This window comes from Rhizobium sp. T1470 (assembly GCF_042140505.1).
GTDB lineage: Bacteria > Pseudomonadota > Alphaproteobacteria > Rhizobiales > Rhizobiaceae > Rhizobium > Rhizobium favelukesii.
Genome location: NZ_CP148094.1, coordinates 530,922 through 549,456, shown reverse-complemented (window position 1 = coordinate 549,456; position 18,535 = coordinate 530,922). Strand labels below are relative to the sequence as shown.

Genomic DNA, 18,535 nt, shown 5'->3' with positions numbered 1-18,535 from the left:
CTTTCCACCTAGCCGTCCAACCAGCCTCTAACCTGCTCAAGCGTTTGTCGTTCTTGATCGGCCTCCATCGACAACACCGGCTTCAAGTGTGCCCGAGGCGCCAAGGAAGTCACCACGTCGATACTGTTTCCAACGCCGTATCCCCCGTGGGTTATGAAGGGATATACCGCTTTTTCAGACAAGTCGTGAGTCCGGATAAACGAGCGGATCACCGGCGGCGCTGTCATCCCCCAGATTGGAAAGCCGAGATAGACCGCGTCGTACTGACGAACCTGACGGACCGACGCTCTGAGGGGTGGAAGGTATCCGGACGCTGTCTCGCGGCGAGCCTGCGCGACCGTCTCTTCGTAGTCCTCCGAGTAGGCGACTGCCGGATCGATTTCGAACAGCGCGGCGTCCTTCGCTCTCCTGATCTGGTATGCGATCACCCTTGTGTTTCCTGTTCGCGAGAGGTAGGCGACCAGTGTTTTCGAGCCGCCACCAACCGCCTGCGAAAAGGCGCCTTTCGGAACAGTCGACACGGCGGCCGCGGCGAGCGGCAGGGCCTGCAGGAAGTGGCGTCGAAACATTCAGGCCTCCATCGCTGGTTCGCACCGCTCAATCAAGATTGCGGCCGGCCGGATAGTCTTCATCGGAGACCTTCTCCATCCACGTCACCGAGTTCCCGTCGAGGGCCTCGGCGACCGCGAAGTGCGTCATCGCCTCCTCGGCGGAGGCGCCGTGCCAATGCCTGACCTGAGGTGGTATCCAGACGACGTCACCTGGACCGACCTCCTCGACTGCGCCACCCTGCTTCTGAACCAAACCACGCCCGGACATAATGAAGAGAGTCTGGCCGAGTGGATGGGTGTGCCATGCAGTCCGTGCTCCCGCCGAGAACGAAACGGTCGCACCTCCGATCCGAGCGGGCGCGTCGCCGCGATAGAAGCCCGACGTTTCGACCTTGCCGGTGAAGTACTGCTCCGGCGCGGCCGCCCTGCCCTCGCCTGCCCGGGTCACCTTCAGGTCGGCCGGAGCGGTGGCGGCCTGAGACGCGGCCTCGCGACCTTCGAAGGCCTTCTTAAGAACCGGGACGGCCGACATCGCCCGAGGCCATCCTGCATAGAAAGCCACTTGCGTGACAACCTCCGAAGCCTCGGCGCGCGTCAGGCCGTTATCCATCGCGCGATTAGCATGGAATGGAAGCTGCTCGGGCTGTCCGATCGCGACCAGGGCCGCCATCGTCACCAGGCTGCGGTCGCGGGCCGACAGATCTGGACGCTGCCAAAGGTCACCGAAGAGAACACGGTTGGTGAGATCGGCCAGTGCCGACGCCGTCGGCGCAACGTTCGCGTCGACTGTGGTCGCACGTGCCGCTTCGGCCGCAGCTTCGAGTTCGATGCGCGCGGCGTCGCTGTTGGCGAGGGCGCCGATCCCACGCTCTTCGAACACCTTCTTCGTCTCGACGACGGCCGACATCGCGTTCGGCCAACCGGAATAGAAGGCGAGCTGCGTGATCAGCTCGCCGATCTCCTCGGGCTTCACGCCGTTGTCGAGCGCTCTGCGGAGGTGGCTGCCGGTTTGCGCGATCTTCCCGGTCGAGACGAGCGTCGCGACGGTGACAAGGCTGCGGTCCCGTGGCGACAGCTCCTTGCGTTCCCAAACCTCGCCGAAGAGGACATTGTCCGTGAAATCGCCGAGCCCCGGCGCCGTCTCGTACACGGCCTGCGGCGCGACGCGCTGACGCTTCTCCCGGGCTTCGGCGCCCGTCGCTGCCAAAGCCGACATTGCGATGGTGGCTGCAATCTTCTTCATGAGCTCGTCTCCGTCGATGTTGGTTTGAGGGAGTAGAAGAAAAGACCTGCGAAGCGGCCTGTTCCATCAGACGCGAAGAAGCGTCTTGATCGCCCGGCGCTCGTCCATGGCGCGGTAACCTTCGGCGACGTCGGCAAGCGGCACCTCGAGATCGAACACCTTTCCGGGGTTGACCTTTCGATCGAGCACAAGATCCATCAGATACGGCAATAGCGACGCACGGGCGCCGGTCCGCCGAGCAGGCTCTTCTGCTGGAAGAAGAGATTCTGACCGTCGAACGTGACGCCGTGCGGAACGCCGACGAATCCTATCTTGCCGCCCGGACGGGCGCAGTTGACCGCCTGGCTCATGGATTCCTGGGTGCCGACGCATTCGAGAACGGAATCCGCGCCGACGCCCTTCGTGAGTTCCTTGATGCGGGCCACGCCTTCGTCGCCACGCTCGGAGATGATGTCGGTCGCCCCGAACTCGAGCGCGAGATCCTGCCGACTCTTATGGCGGCTCATCGCGATGATCCGCGACGCGCCCATCTGCTTGGCGGAAAGCACGCCCATCAGGCCGACCGCGCCGTCGCCGACGACCACTGCGGTACCGCCCTCTTGGACGCCGGCGGCGTCGGCCGCGTACCATCCGGTTCCGAGAACGTCGGAAACCGCGAGCAGGCTCGCAATGAGATCGTCAGACGGAAGCTGCGCTGTTGCGACGAGAGTGCCGTCGGCGAGAGGAACGCGGGCAAACGGCGCCTGCGCGCCGGTCATGAACTCGCGTTGCTCGCAGGAGGACTGGAAGCCGAACTTGCAGTGGGGGCACGTGTTGTCCGACAGGCAGAAGGAGCCGACCACGAACTGACCAGGCTTGACCGTCTTCACCGCGCTTCCCACTTCCACGACTACGCCGCAGTATTCGTGACCCATGGCGAGCGGCTCGGTGACTTCGTTAGCACCACGGAACGGCCAAAGGTCCGATCCGCAGATGCAGCTCGCCGACAGCTTGATGATGGCGTCGGTCGGCTTGAGGATCTTCGGCTCGGCGACTTCTTCGCAGCGGACGTCGCCCGGCCCGTAAAGCTTCGTTCCCAACATTACTGTTGTCCTTTCATTGTTGAAGTTGAGCCAGATCCCGTCACTTGGGTGCTAGCTCGCCGTAGAAGTACGAGGCGGTCACGCCGCCATCGATCAAGAAGTCGCTGCCCGTGATGAAGGCCCCGTCTGGTCCCATGAGGAGAGCGGCCAACGATGCAATCTCGTCCGGCGTTCCGGCGCGTCCTGCGGGCGAGAGGTCGATCATGCGCCTGTATCCTTCGCCACGCGGGCCAGTCAGCTCGTCCCTGGCAAGCGGCGTGATGACGATGCCGGGGCTCACGTTGTTCACCCGCGCGCCGCGCTTGCTCCACCTCACCGCCTCGGCCTTGACCCGCAGCGCGTTGCTGCGCTTGGAGATCTGGTAGGCGTTTAGCGGGTCGGTGACCTTGTCCGGCTGGAGCATCGGCAGCGCCAGCAACTCCTCGGCAGGAGTCGTGGCGAGGGCCTTGTCCTGTTCGGCGGTAAGGGCCGGCAGCCGGTGCCCGGACATCGAGGCGATGACGACGCATGATCCCCCAGCGGCGATGACCTGCCCGAACTCCTCGAGTACGACCGCTGTTCCGTAGAGGTCGACCTTCAAGATGACCTCTGGCGGCGCCTGGGACGGAGAGACGCCGGCCGCATGGATGACGCCCGTTACGTCGCCGATGGCGGTCGCCACCTCGACGAGCGCGTGCACCGAAGCACGGGAGGATACGTCGACGGTCGCCGTGCTGACCTCAAAGCCGGCTTCGCTCAGGACTTTGGCGGCGGCTTCCGCGTTTTGAAGCCGGAGATCGGCGAGCAGCACGCGCTTTCCAGAACTGACGCGTCGGGCGATCGCCTGACCGATCGAACCCGCGCCGATAACGACGACTACGCTTGTCATGTCGGTTCCTTTCGACGTAGCGCCGGTCAAGCCGTTGCGCGATGTTTCGCAACCAAAACCAAATCCCGCCGGACGCGATCGGGCTCTTGGTCGAGAGGCATGTTGTCGAGGTCGAGGACGCCATCGAGCGTGTCCTCTTCATCGGGCTGAAGCGCAGCGAACAATGGATCGACATCGGCAGGAGCTGGCCCTTTCTCCGCGACGAGCTCGAGGGTCTTCCTGGTCGCGGCGTCCGACGTGAGGCTCTCAACCAGCACCTCGGCGATTTGGTGTCGGGAAATGACCCCGTCACTTGGCGTGCCAGCATGTCGCCGGTCGCCCTGCAGGAATTCTAGGCGATGCTCGTCGGCCGCGTTGTAGTCAAACCAGCCGGGGCGCACGATCGTGTAAGGCAGACCGCTCTTACGAACGAGGCGCTCGGCCCTCCGCTTCCAGTCGTGGCCTTCATTAGTCCGATTATAGTGGCCGCGGCGTTCCGTGACGCCTATCGTGGTCATGAGAGCAATGCGCACGCTCCGCCTGCCGATGGCGGTCAGTAGGTCGCGAAGCCCGCGGTAATACACCGCCTCCGCGGCTTCCTTTCCTTGACCGTCGGCGTTTACGGTCAGGACGACGGCGTCCATTCCGTCGAGAGCCGGTCCAAGCGTCTCGGGCCTCGTCACGTCCCCCACGACGGCCTCCACGCCTTCCGGAAGGCGGCGGGCGCGGGAGGTGTTCCGCACGAGCGCACGTACGTTATGGTTCTTCCGTAGCGCCTGCTCCACGACGAGGCGACCGATGCTTCCTGTCGCACCGATGACGAGCACGTTCATCCGTTGCATCTCTGGTTTTCCTTGCATCTCGCGGAGGAAGATAGCGCCGCCAGATTGATCTGATTAGACGCTCTCGGTGGCATGTACCTATGCGCGGAATTCATGAATGCGGCGCGCATAACCCACGTCCAGACTTTCGAACGCGATCAGGCCGCTCAGCCATTCGCTCCGCCAACGTCAGATCGCCACCCTAATCCGGCGGGAATTATGAATGAGCTTCGTAGGGACATGCAAGCGGCGGTGCGGTGTCCGTCTGACTGCCGTCGCCTTACCTCGCGGGGCAGTCGTGTCTCATTACGTTCTGTTCTTGTCGTCGCGAAGGCGCGTGTCGTCCGTCTCAAAAGCGGCTGGGCCACCGGCGGGATCTATGAACCGATTTCATGACCGCATGCCGATTTAGCAGACTAATCGCTCCAAGCACTTCGTCCTATCTTCCGGTCTCGCAACACGAAAGGTGACGACGATGAAGAAACGACAACTCGGGCAAGGCCTGGAGGTCTCGGCGCTCGGTTTCGGCTGCATGGGCCTGAATTTCAGCTACGGCCACGCGCTCGGCAACGATGAGAGCATTAAGCTCATCCGCGACGCCGTGGATCGCGGCGTCACGTTCTTCGACACGGCGGAAGTCTACGGCCCGTTTACAAACGAGGAGATCGTCGGTGAAGCGCTGCGCCCCGTGCGCGAGCGGGTGGTTATCGCCACGAAGTTCGGCTTCAACATCCAGGACGGCAAGATGGCCGGTGTCAACAGCCGCCCCGAGCACATCAAGCAAGTTGCCGAAGCGTCGCTTAAGCGGCTGGGCGTCGACGTTATTGATCTTTTCTACCAGCACCGTGTGGATCCGAGCGTTCCCATCGAGGACGTGGCGGGGGCCGTCAAGGAGCTGATCACCGAAGGCAAAGTGAAGCACTTTGGTCTTTCCGAACCGGGTGCGCAGACAGTGCGGAAGGCACAGGTGGTGCAGCCGATCACCGCGCTCCAGAACGAATACTCGCTGTGGACCCGCGGCCCCGAAACGAACGGTATCCTGCAGGCATGCGAGGAACTTGGCATCGGATTGGTCGCGTACAGCCCTCTCGGCAAGGGATTCTTGACCGGCGCGATGGGTAAGGACAGCAAGATCGCAGAGAACGACTTCCGCAAGATCCTGCCACGCTTCGCGCCCGAGGCGATGGAAAAGAACCAGGCCGTGATCAACCTGATCCGGCGCGTAGCGGACGAGAAGAAAGCGACGCCGGCCCAGATCGCGTTGGCGTGGCTGCTGGCTCAGAAGCCGTGGATCGTGCCGATCCCTGGAACGACGAAGCTTCACCGCCTTGAGGAGAACCTCGCCGCAGTTGAGGTCGGGCTGACCACAGCCGATCTCACCGAACTGGACGACGCCGCAGCGAAGATCCAGGTCGAGGGCGAGCGCTACCCCGAGCACCTGATGAAGACCACGGGTCTTTGATTCCTTCGCAGGCGCCGCGAGGCGCCTTCCTTCTTTGCGAGTGAGTACGTCATGTCACAAGATTTCGCCGAGCGGCCGACCGCCTTCGTCGCGGACGAAACTGCGGAAGCACGTCCCAAGCCGCAGCGCCTGCGGCTGCTTGCCATCCTGAGTGCCCTTATGGGCTTTGCCTCGATCTCAACGGACCTCTATCTTCCGGCGATGCCGACCATGGCGAAGGAGCTCGACGCCAACGCCGGCTCCATGGAACTGACGGTGTCCGGCTTCCTAATCGGTTTCAGTCTCGGCCAGCTCCTTTGGGGGCCACTGGGAGACAGGTTCGGCAGGCGGCTCCCCGTCGCGGCGGGGCTCCTGCTGTTCGTGCTAGGCTCGGCCGGCTGTGCCCTTTCCGGAAGCCCCGAGCAGATGATCTGTTGGCGGATCGTGCAGGCCGTCGGCGCCTGCTCGGGCGTCGTGCTCTCACGCGCTATGGTGCGCGACCTTTATGAGGGCAGTCGCGCCGCGCAGATGCTGTCAACCTTGATCATCGTGATGGCGATTGCTCCACTTCTGGGGCCCATCGTCGGAGGACAGGTCCTTGCTATCGCCGGCTGGCGTGCGATCTTCTGGCTTCTCGTAATTGTCGGCCTGGTCACGCTTGCCGCGCTCTTCACCATTCCGGAGACGCTGCCGGTCGAGAGACGCAGCAAGGATTCGATCTTAGACGCGCTACGTGGACACCTCCGGCTTGTCTCGAATAGGCGCCTCCTCAGCTTCGCCGCCGCTGGCGGCTTCTTCTACGCGGGCGTCTACGCCTACATCGCCGGGACGCCGTTCGCGTTCATCGAATACTACCATGTGGCGCCGCAGCTCTATGGGGTTCTTTTCGCGCTCGGGATCGTCGGCATCATGCTTGCCAACATCTTCAACGCTCGACTGGTGACGAGCTTTGGCAGCCGCCGTCTTCTGCAGGTCGGCTCGGCGGGCGCGGCGGTCAGCGGTCTGGTGCTGCTGGTAACGGGTTCCACCGGCTGGGGCGGGCTGGCTGGCCTTGCGATCCCGCTTTTCGTATTCGTGTCATGGTCGGGATTGATCGTCGCCAACTCGATCGGCGGCGCCCTGCAGGACTTTCCCGCGCAGGCGGGCGCGGTTTCCGCTCTCGTCGGCGCGCTCCATTATGGGTCCGGGATCGTCGGCTCCGCCGCGGTTAGTCGGCTTGCCGATGGAACACCTTTCCCGCTGGCCCTTGTCGTCGCCGTGGCAGGCGTCGGAAGCCTTCTGAGCCTTGTGCTACTGCCACCAAACGCTTGACGGAGCAGCAGTTGCTTGCTTCAACTTGAGCAATCCCCCGCCATCGATATCAGGAGTTCATGAGTGAGACGTGAGGAACTGGTCGATCTAAACGCATTCATGACGGTGGCGGAGGAACAAAACTTCACCCGCGCGGCGGCAAGGTTGGGAACGTCGCAGTCGGCGCTAAGCCATACGATCAGGCGTCTTGAGTCTCGGCTTGGCGTCCGCCTCCTCACCCGGACGACCCGAAACGTCGCCCCGACCGATGCAGGCGAGAAGTTGCTCGCCACACTCCGCCCCGCGCTTGATAGCATCGGATCAGAGCTCGCGTCCCTCAGTGCGCTCAGGGAACGGCCGGCCGGCAATATCCGGATCACCACCTCGGAACATGGGGCGACGACCGTCCTCTGGCCGGTGTTGCGGAACCTGCTCGCTGAGTACCCGGAGATCAACGTCGAGCTCGCAACCGACTCCAGCCTCACCGACATCGTTACCGAGCGTTTCGACGCGGGGGTGCGCCTTGGCGAGGCCCTCGCCAAGGACATGGTTGCGGTCCGTATCGGGCCGGATCTTCGAATGGCGATTGTCGGATCGCCCGAGTACTTCGCTAAGCATCCGAAGCCGATCGTTCCGCAGGATCTCGCGTCGCAGCGCTGCATCAATCTCCGTATGTTGAGCGGAGGAGGGCTGTATGCGTGGGAACTAGAGAAGGAGGCCCGCGAACTGCGCGTACGCGTCGAAGGCCAACTCGCGTTCAACAACGTCAAGATGATCGTGCGCGCCGCCGAAGACGGATTCGGATTGGGTTTCGTCATGGAGGACCACGTGAGCCAGCAGCTTGCCGACGGACACCTTGTGCGCGTCCTCGAAGACTGGTGCCCCTCCTTCGCCGGTTACCATCTCTACTATCCAAGCCGCAGGCAGCCGTCGGCCGCGTTCTCGGTGCTGGTCGACGCCCTGCGCTACCGGGGTTAATCAACTCCAATCGGTATAACAAGGCCGACGTTTGCAAAGCAGCTAGTACCGCGCCACAGAGATTATGACGGGTTGGGTTATCGTAGAATGGGCAAGTCTTCTGGTGGGATGAGAAGTTGGATGCTGCGTGCTGCGCCTGGCACGCGGGATATAAATCCTGCCTTCTCGAGGGTCAGCACCATCTGGTGAACAGACGGAGCCGTAACGGCGAAGTGGCGACGCATGTCGGCTTCGGCCGGAGGCTGTTTGAAGATGCGGCTGTAGGCGTAGATGAAGGCCAGGTACTGGCCTTGGACTTGCGTAAGGCCATGTCTTGCCGTTGCGGCTTGCGGGTCAAGTGAGGGACTCATTTTCGGATTCATCTGCGTCTCCGCGCTGAAGGAGGTGTCGATGAATATAAAGTTTCACGTAGAGCTTAGCCAATCGGAACGTGATCAACTGGCCGTTTTGTTGAGCGGGGGACGCCATGCGTCGCGCAAGATCAAGCGCGCCCAGATCCTGGTGGCGGCGGACGAAGGCTTCAGCGACGAGGTGATCGCGGCAACCTTGAACGTCAGCGGATCGACGATTTACCGGACCAAGCGCCGGTTTGTGGAAGCCAATCTGGAAGGCGCGCTCAGTGAAGAACCGCGCCCGGGTGTTGAGCGCAAGCTATCGAGCAAGGAGGAGGCGCTGTTGGTGGCGACCGCCTGCTCAAAGCCGCCGCCCGGGCGAGCCCGCTGGACCCTGGAGCTTCTGGCCGATGAGATGGTCCGACTCACCGATCATGACGAGTTGTCCTCGGAGACCGTACGTCGCCGGCTGGCTGAGAATCATCTCAAACCTTGGCGCAAAGACATGTGGTGCATCCCAAAGCTCGATGGGGAATACGTCGCGCGCATGGAGGATGTTCTCGACCTCTACGCAGAGACGCCTGATCCACAAAGGCCCGTGGTCTGCTTCGACGAGAGCCCGACCCAACTCATCGGCGAAGTGCGCGAGCCCATTGCGGCCAAGCCTGGCCAGCTTGAACGCTACGACTGCGAGTATCGCCGAAACGGCACGGTCAATCTGTTTGTCTTCATGGACGCCCACCAGCCCTGGCGCAGGGTGAAGGTCACCGATCGGCGAACCAACCAAGACTTCGCCCAGTGCATGCGCGAACTGGTCGACGTCGATTATCCCGACGCCCCGATCATCCGCGTGGTGATGGACAACCTCTCCACCCATTCCGCCGGGGCGCTTTACGACGCATTTCCAGCCCCGGAGGCTCGAAGGGTGCTGAAGCGACTGGAGTTCCACCACACGCCCAAGCACGCCAGTTGGCTCAACATGGTCGAGATCGAGATCGGTGTCCTGCGCAGCCAATGCCTCGACCGTCGTATCGACAATAAAGACACCATAATCGCCGAAGTCGCAGCCTGGGAGCAGCAACGCAACGCTAATGGCGCAAAGATCCAATGGATGTTCACAACCGAAAAAGCCCGCCAAAAGCTCCGCAAAGCTTACCCCGTCAAAGAGTCATAATCTCTGTGGCGCGGCACTAGTCGCGCCCTGACGAAGCATGACGGACTACATTCTCCGGTTCGTGGAGATACGCGAAGCTGAAGAACGTCAACCTGGAGGTTCGCTTTGGCCAGGGCCAAACAGGAGATAATGAACCTTAAATTCGAGGGTGGCGTTTCGGCCACGATCGTATTGGATCAAGCTTTGGCGCCTGGTGCATGACGTCGAGCGGTCATTCTATACCGCACGATTTCCAAGCGTCGCCTCGGTGTCTGGCCAGACGCTGACTTGATCCAGCATTTCGGTCGCCAAGGCGGAGTTCGGTCCGACCTATGTGGTGGCGACGAAGGATTGAGTCCCCGATTTGGTGGAATGATGGGGCGCCGACTTCGACCGGCACCTCGCGAAGAACACGTAGTACGCAGAGTGGTCAGAGAGGTACGCTAAAGCGGCAGGTGCCGAGTCTAGTCTTAAAGACCTCCACCACACTCCTGGTCGCTCTTGAAGTTGAAGGCCTCGCGACGAAGGACGCAGTCTGGCCACAGTCGATGGAGCGAGCTGTTGAAGAGGCAACGCATTAACGATCGGCGCGTTTGCTAAACGCTGCCAGAATGAGCGGTGCGGCCGCCGTCGCAAACCTTCCAAAGGGGAGCCGTCTCGCTAGCCGTGTCAGCGCGAAGCTTCCCGCCATGGCACCTGCCAGCTTCGCCCACGGGTATTCGCCGAGTTGAGCATGTGCGCTGGCGTCCGCCCATTCGGCCCGTGATCTGATCGCGAGTTCCGCCTGGTGAGTGAGGACGGCCAGACGAGCCCGAAGATGGTTCATCTCATCCCGCACAGTCTCGATATCGGCCCGCACATCCTCGAATGTGCGCCTGTCCCGGCGGAAGTCTTCTGGAACCGATATCTCTTCGTCGGACGGCGCATCGGTCTCAAGGTGAGCAAGATGCTCCTGTAGCTCGTCGTCGGTGTCGAAGCCGGGCGCTCGTGGCCGGATCGCGCTCATGTCAATGTTTCCTTCCTTGGATGGTCGCCCGGGTCGCCGTCGCCCAACCCGGCGACATTCCTAGCGTTGCGACGGTGGTCGGCCGACAGCGGTTTGCCGACATCGACAGCCCTCCTGAAGCGGTCGGGTCATTGCCGCGGATGTAATGCCTAGTCCGGCATCCATGAGTTCCTTTGGTCATGGGATCGCATACTCCCTATTGTGCTGCGCATAACGCACAAGTTTCCAAAAGGATGCATTAGTCGGCTTCCGACGACTTTTGCGGAACCCCGGCGCTCGGCCGGAGTTGTGTTCCAGCGAAAGGCGTACTCATGCAAGTCATGGACACGAAAGTTACGCTCGACGGCAACGCGCTGAGGGTCGACTTCATCGGTGAAGGCGGCGAGGTAGTATCTGTTCGCATGGACGACGAGAATCCCAAACTCGGTCCAGACTGCGATCGACCATGCCAAGGCGATGATGGTGCAACCTACGGCCTTCGGCGCGCGTGACAGTGGCGGAAGCGTCAACGACTACGACGCTCTCAGCCTTGGAAACCTCGAGGACGAGGATACGGTCGGGGGCAGCGATTTTGCTGCCAGATCAGATGACGCGAAGGAGAAGAAAATGGCCAGCTCGAATGAAACATCGCCTGCGGTTGAATCAATGAAACGCGAGCAGGCACGGCAGCTCCGCAAAGGTAAGAAAGGAGAGTTGGACAAGGGACTGGAAGACACCTTCCCGGCGTCCGATCCGGTTTCAATGACGCGAACGACCATTCCCACCGGCCGTACCGACCACGAAGAAGCGGAGCGTGTGAAGGCGCAGCCCAATGACCCGGAAGAGCCACTGGTGGAGGAAGCGTTGGAATCCCGTCGCGCTCAAGCAAGCGAACTTGGCGGCGCGGAAGTGCGCGCGCTGCGCTCCGAGGCCGCACGCATTTCGGAATCTGTGTCTGAGCTTGCATCAGGGTCGGTCCGGGTGGCGAAGACACAAGGAAGATCGCTCTTGGCCGATCTGGAGGAACGGGTGAGAGAAAGCCCGCTCACGGCCGTTGGGATTGTGGCAGCAATCGCATTTGTCTTGGGTGCCACACGGTAGGAAATGAAGGGCCAGCATACCGGATGGCCCTCGAGCGAGACGACGGAGCGATCGCCGGTATCAAAATCAAGACAAGCGCTACCGCAAGGTCTGATGACTTCGGTAGGCTGAATAGCCTTGGCCCCAAGCTGCAAGGACCGATTCAAATTCGTCCTCTGTGACGGGCCGGACATAGTTCACTTTGGTGACCGGCTCGCCGCGGTCCCGACTTCGTCGCTCTGGTATCGACGTGACCACAAACCGGACCAGAGTATCCGGAACCTCCCACGCGGGCAGAGTTGGACGCTTGCGGTTCACTGCGAGAGGCGTAGGCTAAACCCGGATATCGTACTGAAGTAGCAAAGGCATAGACCATGGCCGCATGCTTCCGATACATCGTCGATGACGTCAGTGCCTCGATCGATTTCTACACGAAACATCTCGGCTTCACGCTCGAGATGCATCCTGCCCCGTCCTTTGCCGAAATCTCGCGTGACGACATGCATCTCTATCTCAGCCAGCCGAACCCGCGCAGTGGCGGCGGTTCGCCTATGCCATCAGGAGAGCAGCAGGCGCCGGGCGGCTGGAACCGCATCCATCTCACGGTGGAAGACCTGAACAGAATAGTAGAGCAACTAAAGTCGGCGGGCTGTCGCTTCCGCAACGAGGCTATCCAGGGCGCCGGCGGCAAGCAGATCCTGCTAGAAGACCCCTCTGGAAATCTGGTGGAATTGTTCGAGCCCAACACGCCCCTGTATCGCGCCCCGGGGTCGAGCTCGAGGGTCGCCATCCAGTAATCGGCGGATCAGGTTGTGCCGACGGGGAAGAAAGCCGCTCCAACGCAATGTTGAGAGATCCGTTGTCAAAAGGCGCCAACTCGCCTATATCGTGTATGACCGCTGCAACATACGGGTGTCCTCCAGGCCCGTCGCAGCAGTTGTTCCCCTATGAAGGTGCAGACCTTCACACCTACGGGCCTCGGTTTCCGATGGCCCGTTTTTGTGCGTGAGGTACGAACCGATAGGCAAGGAAACGCGATGAAGAAGCCCTCATGGAAACGTTGCTTTTCACACTTGGCGTGATCGTGAACAATAGAGGCGAGGAGAGGTTGCGGATTGCGCATGCCGAAGCCCGAGAGCTCGTTGGCTCGATCCAGACCTCCGGTGTCGACGCGCGGCCTCGTATCAGCGCCTGCCTTGAACGTCTTGAAGCATGCAAGGCGGCTGACGACATTGCTGCAGCAGGATGATACTTGCTGCCGTCCAGCAGCGGATCGAGGGGGGAAACCGCGATGGCTGCGTTGAGCTTTGCGACTATCCCAGAGGCGGCGGAAGCTATCCGTCCCAGCGCGACGGCTCCACAAGCCAGGCGGGCTTCTTCAAACGCGGGCACTTACCAAGCAGTACGTGCTCTACCCAATGCAGTAGTATGGGAGGACGTGACGTGTGCAACGAGGGCTCTTACCGATACGGCACAGTTTCCTGGATAAGTGAGTTTGTGGGCTGTCAGGTGCTTTAGCAATGTATGCATCCGGGGGAGGCCGCCTTGCTGAGAAGTGAGCGGAATTGGATGATCTGTCTATATGGACGTCAATATAGACGGTGTAATAGCGATGGACGTAACGATAGAGGGCCGGCCGCAAGTCAGCCGGATGGAGATTGTCGACAGTGGGCGGCGTCGCCGTTTCAGTAACGAGGCCAAACTTGCGATCGTTGCGGAGAGTTATTCCGCTCCCCAGCAGGTCACGGCAACGGCACGGCGACATGGCATCACGCGCTTTCAGTTGAACGATTGGCGTAAGGCAGCACGTGAGGGACGGCTTGGCAGTGGCCGTGGCATTGAGGGGTTTATTCCTGCCCTGTTGGTTCCGGAGCCAGGCATCCCGGTCGCTGCGACCAAGCCTTCGATGGCACAAAGTGGCCTTATGGAGGTGCTGAGCGCGAACGGCCGCCGTGTGATCGTGGACCGCGATGTCGACGTTGAGGCTCTGCTGCGGATTGTCCGAGGACTGGAGACATTGCGATGAACCCGTTTCCGATGGGAACAGGGGTCAAAGTCTGGCTTTCGACGGGGTATACGGACATGCGCTGTGGCTTTCCCTCTCTGGCGCTTCGGGTGCAGGAGGTCTTGAAGCATGACCCGCTCGGCGGTCATTTGTTTTGCTTCAGGGGCCGGCGCGGTGACCTGATAAAATTGGTTTGGCATGACGGCCAGGGCAGTTGCTTGTTCACAAAAAGATTGGAACGCGGGAAGTTCATATGGCCTTCTGCCGAAGGTGGTGCGGTTGCAATATCACCTGCACAGCTCAGCTATCTCCTGTCTGGCATAGACTGGCGCCATCCGCAGGAAACATGGCGTCCAACGAGGGTTGGATAGCATTATTCCATTGAAAATACAGTGAGAATCTGATCGAATGACTTCATGACTGTGAAGCCTGACGATCTTCCTGCGGACCTTGCCGGCGCCTATATGGCGCTGCTGGCCGAGCGCGAGGTATTGCAGGCTGAACGTGATGTGGCGGTTGCCGAAGCTGCTAATGCGCAAGCCCTGCTGTCCGACCGCGACGCCCTGATCGCCAGTCTTGAATTGAGGATCGACAAGCTCAAGCGCGAACTGCGCGGTCAGAGCAGCGAGCGCACGGCGCGCCTGATCGACCAGTTGGAATTGCAGCTTGAGGAACTGGTCACGGCAGCTACGGAAGATGAGATTGCAGCGCAGACTGCCGCCGCCCGGACCTCGTCCGTGCGTCCGTTTGTGCGCAAACGGCCGGTGCGAAAGCCCTGGCCGGAGGATATCGAGCGCGAGCGCGTGGTGATCGATCCTCCGATCAATTGTGTATGCTGCGGTGGCTCGCGCCTGTCTAAACTGGGTGAGGACGTCACCGAAACGCTGGAAGAGATCCCGCGCCTATAGCGCGACGATCAGGATGAGACGCGAGCGACAATCTGGATGAGATTCTTATGTCGCGGTTGGAGCGAAGTTATCATGTTGATTGTCGCTGGCAAGAGTTTCATCGTGTTCTGATTGCCGCTCCGCGACAAGCTGGGAAGAGCTTTTGATTGTCGCGAATGAGGCGGGTCTGCCGCGCTGGCGTTTGGCTTCCATGGCCGAACGCCGCCGGTAGCTTTCGACATTCATCTCGAAGATTGTTGCGTGATGGACAAGTCGGTCCACCGCGGCAAGCGTCATGGCCGGGTCTGGAAAGACGCGGTTCCATTCTCCGAAGGGCTGATTGGCGGTGATCATGATGGAACGCCGCTCATATCTTGCGGAGATGAGTTCGAAGAGCACGCTCGTTTCGGCCTGGTCCTTGGTGACGTAGGCCAGGTCGTCGAGGATGAGAAGATCGAACTTGTCGAGCTTTGCGATGGCGGCTTCGAGCTGAAGCTCCCTCCGCGCGACCTGAAGCTTCTGGACGAGATCGGTCGTGCGGGTGAAGAGCACGCGCCAGCCGTTCTCGATTAGCGCGAGGCCGACGGCTGCGGCGAGATGGCTCTTTCCGCCGCCGGGCGGACCGAACATCAGGATATTGGCGCCTTTGGCGAGCCAGCTATCGCCGGCTGCAATCGCCATGACCTGGGCCTTGGAGACCATGGGAACAGCGTCGAAGGCGAAGCTGTCGAGCGTCTTTCCGGGTGGCAGGTGGGCCTCGGCGAGGTGTCTTTCGATCCTGCGATGGGCGCGTTCGGCCAATTCATGCTCGGCGATGGCCGAGAGGAAACGGGCAGCAGGCCATCCTTCCCGATCGGCCTGCTCGGCAAATTGGTGCCAGAACGTCTTGATCGTCGGCAGCCTCAGTTCGTTGAGCATGATGCCGAGGCGGGCTTCATCGACTGTGTGGATGTTGCTCTTCATGCGACCTCTCCCGCATAGGCCGTGCCGATCAGGGCTTCATAACCATTGAGCGACGCGAGTTGCACATGAACGATCGGCAACTGATCCGGGTCCGGGCTGAAGACCGCTCTCAAAGCCGCCAGATCAGGCAGTTTGTGGGCGTCGAGCGTTTTGGCAAGCTCCTCGGCCAGTTCACGCTCGCAACTGCGATCGTGAGCCAAGGCAAGCAGTTCCACGGTGATCTTGCAAGCCTGCCGCTCGGGCAGTTGCTCGATGAGCGCGTCGAAAGTCCTGCGATATTCCGGCCTGGGGAAGAGCTTGTCGCGATAGACGAGCCCCAAAAGCGCCATCGGCTTTTTGCGCAGGGAATGAATGACGTGATGATAGTTGACGACTTGATCGTGCTTGCCACTCGCATGGGCGCGGCCTCGGGGTAATGTCAGCAGATGCGTGCCGCCGATGAAGACGTCGAGGCGATCGTCGAACAGACGCACCCGCAGCCGGTGGCCAATCAGACGGGAAGGCACGGTGTAGAAGACCTTGCGCAAGGCGAAGCCGCCGGTGCTCGATACGGTGACGATGACCTCTTCGAAGTCGGTGGTGCGACGATCGGGAAGAGCTTGCAGATGCGTGCGCTCGGCATCGATGCGCTTGCCATGTGCGGCATTGCGGCGGCTGACGATCTCATCGATGAAGGCGCGATAGGATCCGAGGTCGCCAAAGTCCCTGGTTCCGCGCATCAGCAGAGCATCGCGGATCGCATTCTTGAGATGGCCGTGGGAACTTTCGATCGAGCCGTTCTCGTGCGCGACGCCCTTGTTGTTGCGCGTCGGCGTCATGCGATAATGGGCGCACAGTTCGTCGTAGCGATGCGTCAGATCGACCTTGGCGTCGGCATCGAGGTTGCGGAAGGCGGCCGATAAGCTGTCGCTGCGATGATAGAGCGGCGAACCGCCAACCGACCACAGGGCGTTCTGCAGCCCCTCGGCCAGAGCGACGAAGCTCTCTCCACCCAGGATGACATGGGCATGCTCGAAGCCCGACCAGACCAGCCGGAAGTGATAAAGCAGATGATCGAGCGATTGGCCGGCGATCGTCACGCCGAGGCTGCCCATGTCGGTAAAATCCGACAGTCCTAACCGACCGGGTTCGTGCATCTGACGGAAGATCACTTCCTGCTCCTGACCGTGAACAGCCCGCCATGATCGGATACGACGCTCAATCGTACGGCGAACACCTTCTGACAGCTCTGGATGACGCCGCAGCATCTCGTTGTAAACGGCGACCGCTCGGATGCCGGGCGCGGCCTTGAGGAGCGGAACAACCTCGGCGTCGAAGATGTGCTCAAGGGGATCGGGGCGACGCCGGTCGCGCGGCGGCTTGGTCTGCGATGGAAGACGCGCATCCTTCTCGATGCGGTAAGCCGTCGCCCGGCTGATCGACGCCTTGGCGGCAGCGACCTCAATGGGGTTGTTTTGTCGGTACTTCATAAAAAGCCTCGTCTGATGATCGGTTACATGGCGACCCGGCACAAAGGTGATTCTCCATTCTCAGAAAATCACCGACGCTACCGGGCCAACCGCGATCATGAGACGCCGAAAAATTGCGCCGCGGCGGGGGTGTAACTCCAGTCGGGCTACGCCCTCCCTTCGTCACACCCCCGCCGCCGAGTCTCATCCTGATTGACGCTGAGTCTCACCTTGTTTGTCGCCGCGCACCGCGCCGGTTCAAAGTGATCGAAACAGTGCGGGAAAAGTTCTCTTGCCGTGATTGTGAGGCGATCAGCCAGCCGCCAGCGCCTTTCCATGCCACGCCGCGCGGCTTTATCGGCCCTCATCTCCTGACGACGATCCTGTTTGACAAGTTCGGCATGCACAGCCCGCTCAACCGCCAGAGCACCCGGTTCAAATGCGAAGGGATCGATCTTTCGACTTCGACGCTAGCCGATCAGGTTGGTTTTGGAACATCCGCTCTCATGCCGGTTGTTGATCTGATCGAGAAGCATGTCTTTGCGGCTGAGCGGCTTTTTGGCGACGACACCACCATTCCCATCCGGGCCAAAAGCAAATGCACGACCGGGCGCATATGGACCTACGTGTGTGATGATAGGCCCTATGGCGGCGGGGCCGCGCCGGCGGCGATCTACTATGCTTCAAGCGACCGTCGGGGCGAGCATCCGCAAAAACATCTGGCCGGATATGGCGGCATTCTACAGACGGATTGTTACAACGGGTTCGAACCGATATCGGTTGCCGAAAAGAAAGAAGTGCCGATCACGTTTGCTTTTTGCCATGCCCATGCGCGGCGGAAATTCTTTGAGCTGGCCGATATCGAGAAAAGCGCCCGCGATAGCAAACGCAACGGCAGGCCGATCTCCCCGATCGCGCTGGAGGCGGTCAAACGATTTGACGCCCTGTTTGAAATCGAACGACAGATCAACGGCTTGAGTGCAGCAGAACGACTGGCCGTGCGGCAGGAAAAGAGCAAGCCTCTGTTCGACGACATGCACGAGTGGCTGAAACGCGAACGTGCCGCGCTCAGCAGATCCTCCGACCTCATCAAAGCCATGGACTACATGCTGAAACGTTGGGATGGTTTTGCCCGCTTCCTCGAAGACGGAAGAGTTTGTCTCACGAATAATGCCGCCGAGCGCGCGCTGAGAGGTATTGCATTGGGAAGGCGGAATTGGACCTTCGCCGGTTCCCCGCGCGGGGCCGATCGTGCCGCCGTCATGCTGACGCTCATTACGACCTGCCGCCTCAACGACATCGACCCGAAAGCCTGGCTCGCCGACGTCCTGGCCCGCATCGCTGATCTTCCCGCCTCTCGCCTGCACGAACTGCTTCCATGGAACTGGAAAAGTGCGTCGGCGACAGCTCATATGCTGGCGGCCTGAAG

At 61.1% G+C, this 18,535-nt stretch carries 17 protein-coding genes and 3 pseudogenes; 11 read left to right on the top strand and 9 right to left on the bottom strand.

All coding sequences use genetic code 11. From position 1 onward, the window contains the following. Positions 1 to 8: 8 nt before the first annotated feature. The 5 genes and pseudogenes from WGT02_RS37015 to WGT02_RS36995 form a co-directional block, all read right to left on the bottom strand. Positions 9 to 569, bottom strand: a complete 561-nt coding sequence (locus WGT02_RS37015) for a flavodoxin (RefSeq protein WP_225040529.1) — start codon at positions 567 to 569, stop codon at positions 9 to 11. 28 nt (positions 570 to 597) lie between these two features. Next, positions 598 to 1,794: a carboxymuconolactone decarboxylase family protein gene (locus WGT02_RS37010; protein ID WP_208245186.1), complete on the bottom strand. Its 1,197-nt coding sequence runs from the start codon at positions 1,792 to 1,794 to the stop codon at positions 598 to 600. 66 nt (positions 1,795 to 1,860) lie between these two features. Then, a pseudogene (locus WGT02_RS37005) lies at positions 1,861 to 2,876 on the bottom strand (zinc-dependent alcohol dehydrogenase family protein). Positions 2,877 to 2,916: 40 nt separating this feature from the next. Then, positions 2,917 to 3,744 carry an SDR family oxidoreductase gene (locus WGT02_RS37000; protein ID WP_024316648.1) on the bottom strand — a complete coding sequence of 276 codons (828 nt, stop codon included), beginning with the start codon at positions 3,742 to 3,744 and terminating at the stop codon, positions 2,917 to 2,919. A gap of 26 nt (positions 3,745 to 3,770) precedes the next feature. Further along, a complete protein-coding gene (locus WGT02_RS36995) occupies positions 3,771 to 4,556 on the bottom strand; it encodes an SDR family oxidoreductase (RefSeq protein ID WP_024316647.1) in 786 nt (261 codons plus the stop codon). Between the two features lie 463 nt (positions 4,557 to 5,019). On the opposite strand from WGT02_RS36995, the gene WGT02_RS36990 reads away from it, so the two are divergent. From WGT02_RS36990 to WGT02_RS36980, 3 genes are all read left to right on the top strand, one after another. Next, a complete protein-coding gene (locus WGT02_RS36990) occupies positions 5,020 to 6,006 on the top strand; it encodes an aldo/keto reductase (RefSeq protein WP_208245190.1) in 987 nt (328 codons plus the stop codon). A 51-nt stretch (positions 6,007 to 6,057) separates the two neighbouring features. Continuing rightward, on the top strand, positions 6,058 to 7,296 hold the full coding sequence (locus WGT02_RS36985) for a multidrug effflux MFS transporter (protein WP_024316645.1): 1,239 nt from the start codon (positions 6,058 to 6,060) through the stop codon (positions 7,294 to 7,296). A 63-nt stretch (positions 7,297 to 7,359) separates the two neighbouring features. Then, positions 7,360 to 8,253: a LysR family transcriptional regulator gene (locus WGT02_RS36980; RefSeq protein ID WP_024316644.1), complete on the top strand. Its 894-nt coding sequence runs from the start codon at positions 7,360 to 7,362 to the stop codon at positions 8,251 to 8,253. Positions 8,254 to 8,330: 77 nt separating this feature from the next. Here the strand turns inward: WGT02_RS36980 and WGT02_RS36975 are convergent, their stop codons facing one another. Beyond that, positions 8,331 to 8,615 (bottom strand): LexA family transcriptional regulator, encoded by a 285-nt coding sequence (locus WGT02_RS36975; RefSeq protein WP_225039569.1) that lies wholly within the window; start codon positions 8,613 to 8,615, stop codon positions 8,331 to 8,333. A 28-nt stretch (positions 8,616 to 8,643) separates the two neighbouring features. Here WGT02_RS36975 and WGT02_RS36970 point away from each other — a divergent pair, with 28 nt between their 5' ends. Beyond that, positions 8,644 to 9,759 (top strand): IS630 family transposase, encoded by a 1,116-nt coding sequence (locus WGT02_RS36970; RefSeq protein WP_208245192.1) that lies wholly within the window; start codon positions 8,644 to 8,646, stop codon positions 9,757 to 9,759. A 556-nt stretch (positions 9,760 to 10,315) separates the two neighbouring features. On the opposite strand, the gene WGT02_RS36965 is transcribed toward WGT02_RS36970, so the two are convergent. Then, positions 10,316 to 10,744 carry a hypothetical protein gene (locus WGT02_RS36965; RefSeq protein WP_024316643.1) on the bottom strand — a complete coding sequence of 143 codons (429 nt, stop codon included), beginning with the start codon at positions 10,742 to 10,744 and terminating at the stop codon, positions 10,316 to 10,318. A 606-nt stretch (positions 10,745 to 11,350) separates the two neighbouring features. On the opposite strand from WGT02_RS36965, the gene WGT02_RS36960 reads away from it, so the two are divergent. From WGT02_RS36960 to WGT02_RS36935, 6 genes and pseudogenes are all read left to right on the top strand, one after another. Then, a complete protein-coding gene (locus tag WGT02_RS36960; RefSeq protein ID WP_024316641.1) occupies positions 11,351 to 11,824 on the top strand; it encodes a hypothetical protein in 474 nt (157 codons plus the stop codon). 353 nt (positions 11,825 to 12,177) lie between these two features. Continuing rightward, complete coding sequence (locus WGT02_RS36955) at positions 12,178 to 12,600, top strand: VOC family protein (RefSeq protein ID WP_024316640.1); 423 nt, start codon at positions 12,178 to 12,180, stop codon at positions 12,598 to 12,600. Between the two features lie 254 nt (positions 12,601 to 12,854). Further along, positions 12,855 to 13,052 carry a hypothetical protein gene (locus tag WGT02_RS36950; RefSeq protein ID WP_208245194.1) on the top strand — a complete coding sequence of 66 codons (198 nt, stop codon included), beginning with the start codon at positions 12,855 to 12,857 and terminating at the stop codon, positions 13,050 to 13,052. A 333-nt stretch (positions 13,053 to 13,385) separates the two neighbouring features. Beyond that, positions 13,386 to 13,829, top strand: coding sequence for a transposase (locus WGT02_RS36945; RefSeq protein ID WP_375679911.1), 444 nt, complete (start codon positions 13,386 to 13,388; stop codon positions 13,827 to 13,829). Beyond that, entirely contained in the window at positions 13,826 to 14,179 is a 354-nt protein-coding gene (tnpB, locus tag WGT02_RS36940) for an IS66 family insertion sequence element accessory protein TnpB (RefSeq protein WP_208245196.1), read from the top strand. The genes WGT02_RS36945 and tnpB overlap by 4 nt, the downstream gene beginning before the upstream one ends. 45 nt (positions 14,180 to 14,224) lie before the next feature. Continuing rightward, positions 14,225 to 14,710 (top strand): annotated as a pseudogene (locus tag WGT02_RS36935) (IS66 family transposase); the annotation flags it as partial. A gap of 51 nt (positions 14,711 to 14,761) precedes the next feature. On the opposite strand, the gene istB reads toward WGT02_RS36935, so the two are convergent. Together istB and istA are read right to left on the bottom strand one after the other, a co-directional pair. After that, positions 14,762 to 15,658: an IS21-like element helper ATPase IstB gene (gene istB, locus WGT02_RS36930; protein ID WP_208245168.1), complete on the bottom strand. Its 897-nt coding sequence runs from the start codon at positions 15,656 to 15,658 to the stop codon at positions 14,762 to 14,764. Then, positions 15,655 to 17,127: an IS21 family transposase gene (gene istA, locus WGT02_RS36925; protein WP_208245170.1), complete on the bottom strand. Its 1,473-nt coding sequence runs from the start codon at positions 17,125 to 17,127 to the stop codon at positions 15,655 to 15,657. Before istA ends, istB begins: the two co-directional genes overlap by 4 nt. A 227-nt stretch (positions 17,128 to 17,354) precedes the next feature. On the opposite strand from istA, the pseudogene WGT02_RS36920 reads away from it, so the two are divergent. Further along, a pseudogene (locus WGT02_RS36920) lies at positions 17,355 to 18,533 on the top strand (IS66 family transposase); the annotation flags it as partial. Positions 18,534 to 18,535 lie beyond the last annotated feature (2 nt).

What these genes read in the sequence shown, in the direction of transcription:
- WGT02_RS37015 (WP_225040529.1), bottom strand. Translation starts at nt 569, where the DNA reads ATGTTTCGACGCCACTTCCTGCAGGCCCTGCCGCTCGCCGCGGCCGCC.
- WGT02_RS37010 (WP_208245186.1), bottom strand. Translation starts at nt 1,794, where the DNA reads ATGAAGAAGATTGCAGCCACCATCGCAATGTCGGCTTTGGCAGCGACG.
- WGT02_RS36970 (WP_208245192.1), top strand. Translation starts at nt 8,644, where the DNA reads ATGAATATAAAGTTTCACGTAGAGCTTAGCCAATCGGAACGTGATCAA.
- WGT02_RS36990 (WP_208245190.1), top strand. Translation starts at nt 5,020, where the DNA reads ATGAAGAAACGACAACTCGGGCAAGGCCTGGAGGTCTCGGCGCTCGGT.
- tnpB (WP_208245196.1), top strand. Translation starts at nt 13,826, where the DNA reads ATGAACCCGTTTCCGATGGGAACAGGGGTCAAAGTCTGGCTTTCGACG.
- WGT02_RS36955 (WP_024316640.1), top strand. Translation starts at nt 12,178, where the DNA reads ATGGCCGCATGCTTCCGATACATCGTCGATGACGTCAGTGCCTCGATC.
- WGT02_RS36950 (WP_208245194.1), top strand. Translation starts at nt 12,855, where the DNA reads ATGGAAACGTTGCTTTTCACACTTGGCGTGATCGTGAACAATAGAGGC.
- WGT02_RS36965 (WP_024316643.1), bottom strand. Translation starts at nt 10,744, where the DNA reads ATGAGCGCGATCCGGCCACGAGCGCCCGGCTTCGACACCGACGACGAG.
- WGT02_RS36995 (WP_024316647.1), bottom strand. Translation starts at nt 4,556, where the DNA reads ATGAACGTGCTCGTCATCGGTGCGACAGGAAGCATCGGTCGCCTCGTC.
- WGT02_RS37000 (WP_024316648.1), bottom strand. Translation starts at nt 3,744, where the DNA reads ATGACAAGCGTAGTCGTCGTTATCGGCGCGGGTTCGATCGGTCAGGCG.
- istB (WP_208245168.1), bottom strand. Translation starts at nt 15,658, where the DNA reads ATGAAGAGCAACATCCACACAGTCGATGAAGCCCGCCTCGGCATCATG.
- WGT02_RS36975 (WP_225039569.1), bottom strand. Translation starts at nt 8,615, where the DNA reads ATGAATCCGAAAATGAGTCCCTCACTTGACCCGCAAGCCGCAACGGCA.
- istA (WP_208245170.1), bottom strand. Translation starts at nt 17,127, where the DNA reads ATGAAGTACCGACAAAACAACCCCATTGAGGTCGCTGCCGCCAAGGCG.
- WGT02_RS36985 (WP_024316645.1), top strand. Translation starts at nt 6,058, where the DNA reads ATGTCACAAGATTTCGCCGAGCGGCCGACCGCCTTCGTCGCGGACGAA.
- WGT02_RS36960 (WP_024316641.1), top strand. Translation starts at nt 11,351, where the DNA reads ATGGCCAGCTCGAATGAAACATCGCCTGCGGTTGAATCAATGAAACGC.
- WGT02_RS36945 (WP_375679911.1), top strand. Translation starts at nt 13,386, where the DNA reads ATGGACGTCAATATAGACGGTGTAATAGCGATGGACGTAACGATAGAG.